Below are 13,920 nucleotides of genomic sequence, written 5' to 3'. Positions count from 1 at the left end.
GATGACAGCGGGCTACATACTACCCATCGGCCTCCCGCAGGCCGGGGATCCGGCCCGGGGCGGCGCCCGAGCGCCCGTCCGCCGCCGCCGCCGGGAGCGGGCCGCGCGGGTATCCTGACCCGGCTCTGGAACGACCGGGGCACCGGATCGATCGGCTTCGCCGGGATCGGAACGCGATTGGACGCCATGCCCGAGAACCTCCCCGTCACCCTCGCCGTGCTCACCGTCGACCCGGGCGGGATGGGCGGCGGCGAGACCTACGCCCGCGCTCTGACGCGCCTCCTGGTGCCCCGCGCCGGTGAGGAGGGACTGCGCGTCAGAGCGCTCGTGCCCGAGAACGCCCGCGGCTTCAGCGAGGGCGTGCCCGAGGTCGTCGCGCGCGGAGTGGTGAGCGGCGCCGGGCACCGCCGTCGCGCGATCGGGATGCTCCAGGCGGCCGTCCGCACGCTCCGGCTGCGCCGGCTGCTCGGCCGCGACGAGATCCTCTACTTCCCCTTCACCGTGCCGCTGCCCTACCCGTCGCGCAGGCAGGGGCACGTGCAGATGGTCTTCGACCTGCAGCACCGCGACCTCCCGCAGCTGTTCCCGCGCATCGAGCGGGTGTTCCGGAGGGTCGCCTACGAGGCCACCGCGCGCCGCGCCGACGCCGTCATCACCATCAGCGCCTTCACGAAGAGCCGCATCGTCGAGCTCCTCGGCATCCCCGAGGAGCGGATCCACGTCTCGCACCTGGGCGTGGACACCGAGCGGTTCCGCCCGAACCTGGGGGAGCGGGAGGACTTCGTCCTCTACCCGGCGCGCGCCTGGCCGCACAAGAACCACGCGCGGCTCTTCGAGGCGATGCGCCTGCTGCGCGCCGACGGCCACCCGCTCCGCCTGGTGCTGACGGGCGGCGACCTCGACCGGCTCGCTCCGCTGCCCGACTTCGTCGACTGGCGCGGTCACGTCACCGAGCAGGAGCTCGCCGAGCTCTACCGCCGTGCAGCGGCGCTGGCCTTCCCGAGTCTCTACGAGGGCTTCGGCTTCCCGCCGATCGAGGCGATGGCGTCCGGCTGCCCCGTCGCCGCCTCCTCTGCGGGCTCGCTGCCCGAGATCTGCGGCGACGCCGCCGTGTACGTCGATCCGCTCGACCCGCGCTCGATCGCCGACGGGATCCTCGAGGCGATCGCGCGCGGCCCCGAGCTCGGGCCGCTCGGTGTCGAGCGCGCCCGCCGCTTCAGCTGGGAGCGCTGCCGCGAGGAGCACCTGGCCGTCCTCCGCGCGGTCGCCGCGCAGAGGGCGGCGTCGAGGGTCAGTCCCTCGGGTGCAGGAGGCGCCGCCAGCTGAGCCCCTGCGCGGCGCGCATCGCGCAGATCACCACGAGCAGCCAGCCCGCGTCGAGCAGGATCGAGCTCTCGGCGAGCGCGGTGATGATCAGCACCGTGAGCACCAGGACGGGCCAGACGTGCACGACCGCCTTGCGCTCGGACGCGATCAGCCAGGAGCGCCAGAGCGCGAGGCCGATCAGGACCAGGAACAGCACCACTCCGACGACGCCGACCTGCAGGGCCAGGTCGAAGACCGCGTTGAGACTCGACGAGTGCGGCCGGCCCGAGAGGTAGTCGATGGCGGTGAAGGGGTACAGATCGGTGCGCCAGTACCCCACCCAGCCCCAGCCGATGATCGGGGCGAGATCGGTGAACCGCCCGACCTGCTCCCAGAGCCGCACCCGGAACTCGAACTCGCTGCCCGCGTTCAGCGTGTCGATGATCCGCGAGCGGAAGATCCACGCGGTCAGAGCGGCGGCGGCCGCGATGCTCACCGTGACGTACTGCCGGCGCCGCCGCTGACCGCCGTCGCCGCGCCGCACCCAGCGGAGGGCGAGGGCGACGACGGCGGCGACGACCAGCACCCCCGCGCTGACGGCCGAGCGCGTGAAGAGCAGGGTGAGAGCGGCCAGCACGATCGAGGCGATGGCGGGGCCGCGGGCGAGCGAGCGCGTCACGAGCTCGATCGAGAAGGTGACGATCGCCAGCAGGCAGACCAGGCCGAGCTGGTTGCGCGTGCCGACCAGCCCCTGGACCGGGCCGCCCGAGGCGAGCAGGCCCTCGACGCCGAGGAAGCGCAGCGGGCGGTCGATCAGCACGCCGGCCAGCACCTCGACCGCCAGGGAGGCGACCAGGACGACTCGCATCACGTCGCCGACCGCGCGGATGATCTGGATGATGTCCCGCGTCAGCCCGATCGCGATCGCGAGGAACGCCAGGGCGAACTGGTACGCCACGCTCGAGACGGTCGCCCACTGGTAGCCGCTCCACAGCACGCTCAGGCCGATCCAGCCGAGGAAGACCAGGATGCTCGTCGGCAGCAGGCCCTCCCAGTCGAGCATCCCGCGCCGGAGGATCAGCATCCCACCCGCGAGGATCGTCAGCGTCGCGATCGCGGCGACGTAGCCCGGCCAGCCGATGACACCGCGGACAGCGGGCGCGCAGAGCACGACGACGAGGGAGGTCTGCGCGAGCGCGGCGGCGAACTGCGGCGAGACCAGTGCGTCCGCGAGGGACGCCGGGAGCGCGGACGGCGTCCGATCGCTCATCGACCGGAGCGCTCGACGGCGAGGGGGATCGGCTCGGCGGTGAGCGCATCCTCCGTCTCGTTCGCGGGCTGCTTCGTCAGGACGGCGAGGGCGACCAGGAGGAGCCAGCCGCCCTCGATCAGGATGCGGCTCTCGGCCAGCGACTGGGCGAGCAGCGCGACGCTCAGCAGCAGCGGTGCGAGCGACGTCGCCGAGTAGGGGAGCGTCGTGGTGGCGCTGCGGCGGGGGCGGTCGACCGCGCGGAACCACGAGCGCCAGAGCGTCGAGGCGGCCAGGGCGACGAAGAGGACGAGGCCGACGATCCCGAGCTGGAACCAGACGTCGAGCCAGGCGTCGTGCGCCTGCAGGTAGAGCACGCCCTTGCGCTCGGCGAGGGTGTCGAAGGGGGCCGCCCACGGCGCCCAGTAGCTGACCCAGCCCCAGCCGAGCACGGGACGCTCGGAGGCGAGAGCCCAGACGGCCCGCCAGATGTCGAGCCGGCCCGTCGCGTCGTCGCTCTTGCCCAGGAGGCCGAGCAGGGCGCTCCAGCCGACGATCGTGCCGGCGACGGTGACGCCGACGATCCCGAGCGCGGTGGCGTACACGGGCCGGCGCCCCGACTCCCCGCGGCGCCGGGCCCAGAGGGCCAGGGCGGCGGCCAGCGCGACGGCGACGGCGCACAGGATCACGGTCGAGGAGCGCGTGAGCAGCAGTGCGGCGACGAAGAGGACGGCCCAGAGCGCGCCCCACCGACGGCGGATGCTGTGCGACGCGAGCTCGATCGCGACGACGATCAGGCCGAGCAGCGCGACGAAGCCCAGCAGGTTGCGGTTGCCGACGATGCCCTGGATCGGCTCGCCGGTGAAGAGGTCGGCCAGCGACCAGTAGAACGCGTCGGGGATGCGGCCGTCGGGCAGGTCGATGACCACCGGCAGGACCGGCTGCCGCACGAACACCGCGATCACCAGCTCGAACAGGAGGGAGAGGCCGACCGTGATCCGCAGCGCTCGCCCGAGGGCGGTCACGAAGGAGCGGACGCCGAGCGTCAGGGCGATGACCACGCCGCCGAACGTGGTGGCCAGCTGCGCGACGATGCCGATCGCGCTCGCGCCGGGGTAGGCCGACCACAGCAGCGACAGGACCGCCAGTGCGAGGAACGCGACCAGCGACTTCGGGGTCCGGCTCCAGCGCAGGCGCGGCCGCTCGCGGACGACCAGCGCGACGCACGCGACGAGGAGCGCCGCGACGACGGCGCCCCAGCCCCACCAGCCGAGCAGGTTGCGCAGCGCCTGGCCGCCCACCATGACCGTGAGCACCGCGACCGCGAGCGCTCGGGGAGCGGCGGGCGCGGCGCGTCGGATCATGGCGATCAGTCTAGGGAGCGGGCGGGTCGGCCCGGCTCAGACGAACGCCGCGCTGCCGGTGATGGCGCGGCCGACGATCAGAGTGTTCATCTCGCGCGTGCCCTCGTACGAGTAGAGCGCCTCCGCGTCGGCGAAGAACCGCGCGACTCCGTAGTCGAGCACGATGCCGTTGCCGCCCATCACCTCGCGGCACCAGGCCACCGTCTCGCGCATCCGCGATGTCGTGTACGCCTTGGCGAGGGCGGAGTGCTCGTCGCGCTGCTCGTCGTCGTCCAGCATCTCGGAGACCCGGGTCGCGAGAGCGATGCTGGCCGTGATGTTGCCGATGCTCTTCACCAGCAGGTCCTGCACGAGCTGGTGCTCGACGAGCGGCTTGCCGAACTGGACGCGCTCGCGGGCGTAGCGCAGGGCCGCGTCGTAGGCGCCGATCGCGACTCCGATCGCCTGCCATGCGACCTCGGCGCGGGTGAGGCGGAGGACCTTCGCGGTGTCGCGGAAGGAGTTCGCGCCCTGCAGGCGGAGCGACTCGGGCACGACGACGCCCTCGAGCACGATGTCGGCGTTCTGCACGGTGCGCAGGCTCTGCTTGCGCGCGATCGCCGTCGCCCGGTAGCCGGGCGCCTGGGTGGGGACGAGGAAGCCCTTCACCTGGCCGTCGGCGACGTCCTTCGCCCAGATCACGGTGATGTCGCTGAAGGTCGCGTTGCCGATCCAGCGCTTGGCGCCGTCGAGCACCCAGCTGTCGCCCTCGCGGCGGGCGGTGGTGCGCAGGCCCTGCGCCGAGTCGGAGCCGGACTGCGGCTCGGTGAGGCCGAAGGCGCCGATCACCTCGCCCGAGGCGAGCTTCGGGAGCCACTCGGCGCGCTGCTCCGGCGACCCGGCGACGCCGACGGTGCCCATGACGAGTCCGTTCTGCACCCCGACGTAGGTCGCGATGCCGGCGTCGACCCGGCCGAGCTCGAGCGCGACCCAGCCGCGGAACACGGCCGAGTTCTCGATCGCCCGGGTCTCGGGCCACGAGAGGCCGACGACTCCGGAGGCGTGGATGCCGGGGATCAGCTGCCGCGGGAACTCGGCGCGCTCCCAGTAGTCGTCGGCGATCGGACGCACCTCGGCCTCGAGGAAGGCGCGGACGCCGGTGATCAGCTGCTTCTCGGCGGGCGTGAGCCGCCCCTCGAACCCGTAGAAGTCGGCCGCCAGGATCTCGAAGGTCGTGCTGTCCATGCTCCATCGCTCCGTTGCTCTCGTGGCGCATCGACCGGTGCCGCGGGAGCGGCGACGATGCGGCTCCTCCCAGCGTACGAAGGAGGGGCGCGCCCGCCGCGCCCGCTGGCGGAGAGCGCCAAGGGCGCCGCCGTCAGCGGCCGTCGGCCTTGTAGATCCTGCTAGCGTCGGGGCGGAGCGGCCCCGGGACGTGCGGCTCCGACCCCACTGTCTCGACGGAAGGCGGCCGCCCCGTGTTCATCCCGATCGGCAACACCCCCCGCGACTACGCCTGGGGCTCGCTCACCGGCATCTCGGAGGCGCTCGGCACCCCGGCGTCCGGATCGCCCGAGGCGGAGCTCTGGCTGGGGGCGCACCCCGGCTCGCCGTCGCGCATCCTCGACCCCGCCTCCGTCGGCGCCTCGACCCTCGCGGAGTACCTCGCGCACGACCCGGAGGCGGCGCTCGCCGGGGTGCAGGGCTCGGTGGACCCGGTCTCGGGCGCACCCCGCCTGCCGTTCCTCCTCAAGATCCTCGCGGCCGGCGGACCGCTCTCGCTGCAGGCGCACCCCTCGTCCGAGACCGCGCGGCGCCGCTTCGTCGAGGAGGACGAGGCCGGCGTCCCGCGCGACGCGGCGAACCGCAACTACAAGGACCCTTTCCACAAGCCCGAGCTGATCTACGCGCTGAGCGAGACCTTCGACGCGCTCTGCGGGTTCCGCGAGCCCGCCGGCACCCGGGCGCTCCTCGCCGACCTCGCCGGCCGGGCCACCGGGCCCGCGGCAGAGGCGATCACCGCGTTCGCGCGGACGCTCGAGGGGGAGCCGGAGGCGGTGCTGCGCCACGCCGTGACCTGGCTGCTCGAGGACGGCGACCGCGACGAGGTGGCGGCGCTGGTCGCCGCCGTCGTGGCGGCGTCCGAGGGCGACGACCGGCTCGAGACCGCCACCGTCCGCGATCTCGCGGACAGCTACCCCGGCGACCCCGGGATCGCGCTCTCGCTGCTGCTCAACCGGGTGCGCCTCGCGCGGGGCGAGGTGCTCTATCTGCCGGCCGGCAACATCCACGCCTACCTCCTCGGCACGGGCGTCGAGCTGATGGCGGCCTCCGACAACGTGCTGCGCGGCGGGCTCACCCCCAAGCACATCGACGTGCCCGAGCTGGTCGACGTCCTCGACTTCTCGCCGCTGCCGGTGCCGTACCTGCACCCGGAGGAGCCGGCCGCCGGGCTGCGCGTCTACCGCCCCGACGTCCCCGACTTCGTGCTCTCGGTCGTCGAGCCGGTGTCGGAGGAGCCGGTGACGGTGCCGATGACGGGTCCGGCGATCGCGATCGCGACCGCGGGGGAGTTCACGCTGCGCGGCGCGGAGGGGGAGACCCGGATCGAGCGGGGCGGGAGCGTCTACGTCACTCCGTCGGAGCAGGCGCTGGCCGTGACGGGGCACGGGACGCTGTTCGTCGCCACGGTCTGACGCGGTACTGCTGCGAGAGGCGCCTCCCGACGCCTCTCGGGCTCGTGGAACGACTTCCGGCTCGGAGAACTGCGTCCGGCTCGCGCGATGACGTCCGGCTCGTCGGAATCACCTGATCCTGCGAGCCCGTGTGGATTCCACGAGCCGGAGGTGCGCCCGGCGGCGGTCGTCGGCACTGCTCAGGAGGCCTCGGCACAGGCGAAGGTGCGGCGGTAGGCCGCCGGCGTCGTCTGCAGCACCCGCACGAAGTGGTGCCGCATGACGGCGCCCGTGCCGAACCCCACGCGGCCGGCGATCGTCTCGAGGGGCAGGTCGCTCTCCTCCAGGAGCTGCTGCGCGCGCAGCAGGCGCTGGCGGTTCAGCCAGGCGAGCGGAGTGGTGCCCAGGTCGGCGCGGAACCGGCGCGCGAAGGTGCGCGGCGACATCAGCGCGCGGCGGGCGAGGACCTCGACCGTCAGGTCCTGGTCGAGGTTGTCGAGCATCCAGTCGGTGACACCCGCGAACGAGTCGGCGCGCACCTCGGCGATCGGGGTGCGGATGTACTGCGCCTGGCCGCCGTGGCGCTGCGGGGGCACGACCATCCGCCGGGCGACGACGTTGGCGACCGCGGCGCCGAGCTCCTCGCGGACGATGTGCAGCGACGCGTCGATCCCGGCCGCGGTCCCGGCGCTGGTGACGATCCGGCCCTCCTGCACGAAGAGCACGTCGGGGTCGACCCGGACGGCGGGGAAGCGCTGCGCCAGCTCGTCGGCGTGCATCCAGTGCGTCGTCGCGCGCCGGCCGTCGAGGAGCCCCGCCTGCGCGAGAGTGAAGGCGCCGCTGCAGACGCTGAGGATCCAGGCGCCGCGGGCGTGCGCGCGCCGCAGCAGCTCGAGGACGCGCTCGTCGACGGGACCCCGGGAGTGCGCGGGCACGGCGATCAGGTCGGCGCCCTCAGCGGCCTCGAGCCCCTCGGTGATCACCATGTCGAAGCCCAGGCTGGTGCGGACGGGGCCCGGGTCGGCGGTGACGATCGTGAAGTCGAAGGCCGGCCCGCCCTGCTCGCTGCGGTCGATGCCGAAGACCTCGCAGACGACGCCGAACTCGAACGGCGCGAGGTCGGGGAGGGCGACGAGGGCGACGGAACGGAGCATGGCGGCAGGATAGCCCGCTGCGTCGAGTTCCTGCCAGGCCGAGCCGTTCCCCGGGCGCCGATAGGGTGTCATCCGGCGCGCGGCGCGGGCGCCGGACAGCGAGGGAGAAGCGCATGGCATGGCTGGTCACCGGGGGAGCCGGGTACATCGGGGCGCACGTGGTGCGCGCGTTCTCCGAGCAGGGCATCGACCCCGTCGTCATCGACGACCTGTCGTCGGGTCACGAGTCGTTCGTCCCCGAGGGCGTCCCGTTCCACCGCGGCTCGATCCTCGACGAGGCGCTGCTCGACAGCGTCTTCGCCGAGCACTCGATCGAGGGCGTGGTGCACGTCGCCGGGTTCAAGTACGCCGGAGTGTCGGTCCAGCGCCCTCTGCACACCTACGAGCAGAACGTGACGGCGACGATGCGCGTGCTGGCCGCGATGCAGCGCGCCGGAGTCTCCTCCATCGTCTTCTCCTCCAGCGCGGCCGTCTACGGCGCGGTCGACGTCGATCTGGTGACCGAGGCCACCCCCAAGAGCCCGGAGTCGCCCTACGGCGAGTCCAAGCTGATCGGCGAGTGGCTGCTGGCCGACGCGGGCCGGGCGCACGGCGTGCGGCACGCCTCCCTCCGCTACTTCAACGTCGTCGGCTCGGGGTACCCGGACGTCTACGACACGAGCCCGCACAATCTCTTCCCGCTCGTCTTCGAGGCGCTGCTCGCGGGGAGGACGCCGCGCATCAACGGCGACGACTACCCGACCCCCGACGGCACCTGCGTCCGCGACTACATCCACGTCGCCGACCTCGCCCTCGCGCACGTCGCCGCGGCCCGCCGCCTCTCGGCCGGCGAGCCGATCGACCCGGTCTACAACCTCGGCAGCGGCACGGGCGCCTCGGTCGGCGAGATCATGCGCGCGATCGCCGACAGCACGGGAATCGCCTTCACCCCCGAGGTCGCCCCGCGCCGCCCCGGAGACCCGCCCCGCATCGTCGCCTCGGGCGAGACCGCGGCGCGCGACCTGGGCTGGGAGATGCGCCACAGCATCGCCGAGATGGTCGAGAGCGCCTGGCAGGCCCGGAGCAGCGCCGCAGCCTGACGTCGTCCGCGAGATCGGACACGGTCGCGACACGCCGGTGTGTCGTGAACCCTCCACGGAGGGTTGAGGGTTTACAGTCTGCGACTTGACCTGAGCGAATGACACCGGTGTAATTACCTTGCGGCAGCTCCGGTGAGGAGCGGCTCGCTGTTCATCGGTCGCAGGCGGGGTAGGAGACGTTATGGCACTTCCCGACAGTCTCCCCGAAGGCAACGATCTCCCCGAGAACCACGGCGTCCCCGGTCGCTCCGGAGTGCCCGAGGACTGGTTCGTCGATCCGGTCCGGCTCGGCGTCCCCGGTGTCCGCCGCGGTGTCGACGCCGAGAGCGAGGCACCCGGCGGCGCGCTCTCCTGGCAGGTCGACTCGTTGTGCGCGCAGACCGACCCCGAGGCCTTCTTCCCCGAGAAGGGCGGCTCGACCCGCGACGCCAAGAAGATCTGCACCTCGTGCGAGGTGCGGGCGCAGTGCCTCGAGTACGCCCTCGAGAACGACGAGCGCTTCGGCATCTGGGGCGGCCTCTCGGAGCGCGAGCGCCGCAAGCTCCGCCGCCGGGCGTAGGGCACGCCCGCCTCCCCTCCTCTCCTCTTCGCCCCCTCCTCTTCGCCCTCCCGGTAGGCCACGCGATGCGGAGCATCGCGTGCTCGCTGCCGCTTCATCGCGTAGCCGTGAGTGCGTCGGGGGAGGGCGGCGAGCCGCAGGCGGCGCCCCGGTCGCCATCGCCTAGGGTGGTCCGCGATGTATCCACGAGTCACCGCCGTCCTCGTCGCGCGCAACGGCGCGGCGTACCTCGAACGAACCCTCGCGGCGCTGCGGGCGCAGACCCGCCAGCCCGATGCGACCGTGTTCGTCGACGGAGGATCCCGGGACGCGACGGGTGAGCTGCTCGCGGGATGGGGGCCGACCCAGCTCGTGCAGGTGGCCGAGAACCTGCCCTTCGGTCAGGCCGTGGCTCGCGCCGTGCGCGTGATGCAGCCTCCCGCGGGCGAGGACGAGTGGCTCTGGCTGCTCGCGCAGGACTCCGCCCCCGACCCCGGCGCCCTCGCGGCGCTCCTCGGAGCCGTCGAGGTCGCTCCGTCGGTCGCGGTCGCCGGCCCGAAGGTCATGGACTGGACGCGCACCGGCTACATCCGGAGCTACGGCGAGTCGATCACGCGCTACGGCACCACGGTCCACCTCGTCGAGGACGAGCTCGACCAGGGTCAGCACGACGCGACTCCCGATGTGCTCGCCGTGTCGGCGGGTGGCATGCTCGTGCGGCACAGCCTCTGGGAGGAGCTGGGCGGCTTCGACCCGGGACTCCCCGTGGTCGACGACGCCCTCGACTTCTCCCTCCGCACCCGCCTCGCGGGTCACCGCGTCAGCCGAGTGCCCGACGCCCGGGTGTCGACGGCGCGCATCGGCCTGCAGCGCCCCGATGGACGCCGCATCGACGGCGGCGAGCGTCGCCGCGCACGGCAGCACCGCACCGCCCAGCTGCACCGCCGGCTCGCCTACGCGCCCGTCGCCCTGCTCGTCCTGCACTGGCTCACGCTGGTGCCGCTCGCCGTCGGACGCGCCGTCGTCCGCCTCCTGCGCAAGCAGCCGGGGCTCGTCGGAGGCGAGCTGCTCGCCTCGTTCGTCGTGGCGTTCGGCGGCACCAAGGTGTTCCGCGCTCGCCGAGTGCTCCGCTCGTCGAAGAACGTGGGCTGGAAGGCGATCGCGCCCCTGCGGATCCCGCTCGACGTGGTGCGGCAGCTGCGCTCGGTCCGCCACGACGCCGTCCGCGTCCAGGCGAGTCGCGAGCGCCACCCTCTGCAGTTCTTCCAGGGCGGCGGAGTGTGGATCGTGCTCGTCGCCGCGCTGGCCGGTCTCATCCTCTACACGCCGCTCATCGCCGCGTCCGCGATCAGCGGTGGCGGGCTGCTCACACTGTCCCCGACGGTCGGCGAGCTGTGGCAGAACGCCGCCTACGGCTGGCGCGACCTCGGCTCCGGCTTCATCGGAGCGGCGGACCCCTTCGCCGCCGTCCTCGCCGTCCTCGGCTCGCTGACCTTCTGGGCCCCGAGCTTCTCGATGGTCCTGCTCTACCTCACGGCATTGCCGCTCGCGGCGATGGGCGCCTGGCTGATGATCGCGCGGATCACCCCGCGACCGATCGCACGCGCCGCCGGAGCCCTCGTCTGGATCCTCGCGCCCGCCTTCTTCGCGGCGCAGGCCGACGGGCGTCCGGCCGCGATCCTCGTGCACGTGCTGCTGCCGTGGCTGTTCTTCGCCGGCTTCGGCGCGTACCGCTCGTGGTCGGCCTCCGCCACCGCGTCGATCCTCGCCGCGATCATCGTGGCCTGCGCCCCGGTCCTGGCGCCGCCGCTGCTGATCGTCTGGATCGTCGTGCTCGCCACGGCCGGTCGCCGCATCGGCCGCTTCGCCGGGCTGCCGATCCCGGGCCTCGCCCTGCTGTTCCCGATCGTGGTCGCTCAGGGCGGCCGGGGCGACTGGTTCGCGATCCTCGCCGATCCGGGGGTCCCGCTCGCCTCGGCGCGCGTCGACCTGTTCTCGCTGCTCGCGGGCTTCCCGTCGCAGCTCCCCGACAGCTGGCTGGGCTTCCTGCAGGATCTGAGCGTCCCGGCCTCGGCCGCGACGCTGGCGACGGCCGTGCTGATCCTGCCCCTCATCGTCGCCGCGCTCGCGTCGCTCCTCCTCCCGAACAACCTCTCGGCTCTCGGCGGTGTCGGTGTCGCCGCCCTCGGGCTGGTGACCGCGACGCTGGCGCAGGGCCTCGAGGTCGCGACGAGCGGATCGGAGTCGGTCGCCGTCTGGAGCGGGACCGGCCTCAGCCTCTACTGGCTCGGCCTCGTCATCGGCTTCTCGCTCTCGGTAGCGGCGCTGCCGTCCTTCCGCCTCGTCCCGGCCGTCGTCGTGACCGCCGCTGTGGTCATCGCCGTCGCGCCGCTCGCCGGTGCGTTCCCGCTCGGGACCGGCTCGGTGTCGACGACCTCCGACCGCTCACTGCCCGCCTACGTCGCCGCGGAGGCGCAGAACGACCCGCGGGTCGGCACGATCGTGCTCGTCCCGCAGGCCGACGGCGGCATCCTCGCCCGCCTCGAGCGCGGAGCGGGCGCGACTCTCGACCAGCAGTCGACCCTCGCGGCGACCGGAGCCGAGAGCACGGACGCCATCGACGAGCTCGCGGGCAATCTCGTGTCGCGCACCGGCCTCGACGTCGACTCGGCCCTCGACGAGCTCGGGGTCCGCTTCGTGGTGCTGACGGAGCCGACCGAGTCGCAGGCGAGCGGCGCGGCCTCGGCCGTCCGCTCCCGCGCCGCCGTCTCGCTCGACGCCAACGCGGCGTTCTCCGCCGTGGGCGACACCCGCTACGGCCTCCTCTGGAGCGCCGTCGACGACGACGGCGTCCGCGCCGATCCCGCACCGAGGGGAGTCGTCGGGCCCTTCGGCCTCGCCTACACGGTCGGCGTCCTGCTCGTCTTCCTCGTCGCGGTCCTGCTCGCGGTGCCGACGGGCCTCTCGCTCGAGCGCGCCCGCTCGGGCGCCGCGGTGGCGGGGATCGACGACGAGCCCGGCGAGGCGACCGGCCAGTTCGACGACGGGAACGACGATGTCTGATCCGACCGACCAGGAGACGCCGGCGAAGGCCGTGTCCTCCGCCCGCACGAAGCGCGCCGACCGCCGCAGGGCCCCGAGCGAGAGCTCGGCCTCGACGCCCACCCGCCGCGGGCCGTCCGCCGCCCGTCGGCGCCGCTCGGCCCTCCGGGGTGCAGCAGGGATAGCGGGGCTCGCCATGGCGGCCGCCGCGGTCGTCGTCCCGCAGCTGATCCCGCTGCCCGCGGAGAGCCGCGCCGCGGAGGGCGTCGTGATCACGCCGGTCGCCGCCGACGGCTCCCTGGTCTGCGGGGGCGACCTCATCGACGCCGGTGAACCCGAGGAGCTGCGAGCATTCAGCGGCTCGGCGACCACGGTGTGGCCGGCCGGCTCGACCTCGGGCTCCGCGGTGCTCACGGAGGCGGATGTCGCGGCCCCGGGCTCCGGCATCGACGGTCTCAGCGTGCCCGCCGACTCCGACCCCACTCCCGGCGGAGTGACGACCCAGTCGATCGCGAACGAGTCGATCTCGGGCCTCTCGGCGCACGGCTGCGCCGAGCCGACGGCCGACAGCTGGCTCGTCGCCGGGTCGACCGACGTCGGTCGCACGTCGGTGCTCGTGCTCGCGAACGCCAGCGAGGTCGCCGCGACAGTCGATCTGACCCTCTACGGCGAGCAGGGCCTCGTCAGCGCCACCGGCGCGACCGGGATCGTGGTGCCGGCGGGCTCCGTCCGCACGCTGCCCCTCGCCGGGCTGGCGCCCGACGTCGTCCAGCCGGTGGTCCGGATGACCGCGCGCGGCGGAGAGATCGCCGCGAGCCTCCAGAGCAGCGCCATCTCGGGGCTCACTCCCGAGGGCGTCGAGACCTCGTCGCCCTCGGCCGGCCCCGACACCGTGACCGTCATCTCGGGCTTCACCGTCGCCTCCCCGCCCGCCGACACGGCGAGCGACGACGGCAGCGGAGGCGCGGGCAGCCCGGTGCTGCGCATCCTCACCCCCGGCGAGGCCGACAGCACGGTGTCGATCGAGGTGTCGAACGAGGATCCGAGCGGGCTGGGCGCCTCCACTCAGGTCGTCGTGCCCGCCGGTCGCGTCGGCGAGGTGCCCCTCACCGGGCTCGCCGACGGCTCCTACCGGGTGACCCTCTCCTCCGACCAGCCGATCGTGGCGGCCGGACGCTCGAGCTCGACGGGCTCGGCCGGAACCGACTTCGCCTGGTTCGCCTCCGGGACGGCGACCTCCGTCCCCTTCGGCATCGGCAGCACCGGCGAGGCGGGCGCCCGCCTGCACCTCGCGAACGCGAGCGACTCCTCGGCCTCGGTCGTCCTCGAGTCGGCGTCCGGATCGCGCACCCTCGAGATCGGGCCGTTCGCGGCCGCTACGACCGAGCTGGGCACCGACTCCGTCGTGGTCTCGAGCGACCAGCCCGTCCAGGCGTCCGTGTCGATCGCGGCCGACGGCCGGATCGCCTCCTACCCGATCGTGCCGCCCGGACCGCTCTCCTCGCCGGTCACCGTCTACTCGCACTGAAGCGCGA

Annotated in this window: 10 protein-coding genes; 6 read left to right on the top strand and 4 right to left on the bottom strand. The window is 73.6% G+C overall.

Going from position 1 to position 13,920, the window contains the following annotated elements; translation table 11 throughout:
- Positions 1–186: 186 nt before the first annotated feature.
- Complete coding sequence (locus GRS92_RS12105; RefSeq protein WP_159856654.1) at positions 187–1,326, top strand: glycosyltransferase family 4 protein; 1,140 nt, start codon at positions 187–189, stop codon at positions 1,324–1,326.
- Here GRS92_RS12105 and GRS92_RS12100 read toward each other — a convergent pair.
- The 3 genes from GRS92_RS12100 to GRS92_RS12090 are packed head-to-tail and all read right to left on the bottom strand — an operon-like array spanning position 1,292 to position 5,142.
- Positions 1,292–2,575: an O-antigen ligase family protein gene (locus GRS92_RS12100; protein WP_159856652.1), complete on the bottom strand. Its 1,284-nt coding sequence runs from the start codon at positions 2,573–2,575 to the stop codon at positions 1,292–1,294. The two genes, GRS92_RS12105 and GRS92_RS12100, sit on opposite strands and share 35 nt — an antisense overlap.
- Positions 2,572–3,918: an O-antigen ligase family protein gene (locus GRS92_RS12095; RefSeq protein WP_159856650.1), complete on the bottom strand. Its 1,347-nt coding sequence runs from the start codon at positions 3,916–3,918 to the stop codon at positions 2,572–2,574. Before GRS92_RS12095 ends, GRS92_RS12100 begins: the two co-directional genes overlap by 4 nt.
- Positions 3,919–3,954: 36 nt before the next feature.
- Positions 3,955–5,142 carry an acyl-CoA dehydrogenase family protein gene (locus GRS92_RS12090; protein ID WP_159856648.1) on the bottom strand — a complete coding sequence of 396 codons (1,188 nt, stop codon included), beginning with the start codon at positions 5,140–5,142 and terminating at the stop codon, positions 3,955–3,957.
- A 233-nt stretch (positions 5,143–5,375) separates the two neighbouring features.
- Here GRS92_RS12090 and manA point away from each other — a divergent pair, with 233 nt between their 5' ends.
- Positions 5,376–6,593, top strand: a complete 1,218-nt coding sequence (gene manA, locus GRS92_RS12085; RefSeq protein ID WP_159856646.1) for a mannose-6-phosphate isomerase, class I — start codon at positions 5,376–5,378, stop codon at positions 6,591–6,593.
- A gap of 179 nt (positions 6,594–6,772) precedes the next feature.
- Here the strand turns inward: manA and GRS92_RS12080 are convergent, their stop codons facing one another.
- On the bottom strand, positions 6,773–7,726 hold the full coding sequence (locus GRS92_RS12080) for a GlxA family transcriptional regulator (protein WP_159856644.1): 954 nt from the start codon (positions 7,724–7,726) through the stop codon (positions 6,773–6,775).
- A 113-nt stretch (positions 7,727–7,839) separates the two neighbouring features.
- On the opposite strand from GRS92_RS12080, the gene galE reads away from it, so the two are divergent.
- The 4 genes from galE (at position 7,840) to GRS92_RS12060 (ending at position 13,913) form a co-directional block, all read left to right on the top strand.
- On the top strand, positions 7,840–8,805 hold the full coding sequence (galE, locus tag GRS92_RS12075) for a UDP-glucose 4-epimerase GalE (protein WP_159856642.1): 966 nt from the start codon (positions 7,840–7,842) through the stop codon (positions 8,803–8,805).
- Between the two features lie 181 nt (positions 8,806–8,986).
- Complete coding sequence (locus tag GRS92_RS12070) at positions 8,987–9,364, top strand: WhiB family transcriptional regulator (RefSeq protein WP_159856640.1); 378 nt, start codon at positions 8,987–8,989, stop codon at positions 9,362–9,364.
- Between the two features lie 177 nt (positions 9,365–9,541).
- A complete protein-coding gene (locus GRS92_RS12065) occupies positions 9,542–12,406 on the top strand; it encodes a glycosyltransferase family 2 protein (protein WP_159856638.1) in 2,865 nt (954 codons plus the stop codon).
- Positions 12,399–13,913 carry a DUF5719 family protein gene (locus GRS92_RS12060; protein ID WP_159856636.1) on the top strand — a complete coding sequence of 505 codons (1,515 nt, stop codon included), beginning with the start codon at positions 12,399–12,401 and terminating at the stop codon, positions 13,911–13,913. Before GRS92_RS12065 ends, GRS92_RS12060 begins: the two co-directional genes overlap by 8 nt.
- Positions 13,914–13,920 lie beyond the last annotated feature (7 nt).

Origin of the sequence: Rathayibacter sp. VKM Ac-2754 (assembly GCF_009807095.1) — a bacterium.
Taxonomy (GTDB): Bacteria; Actinomycetota; Actinomycetes; order Actinomycetales; family Microbacteriaceae; genus Rathayibacter.
This window is presented reverse-complemented; position numbering and strand designations above follow the sequence as displayed.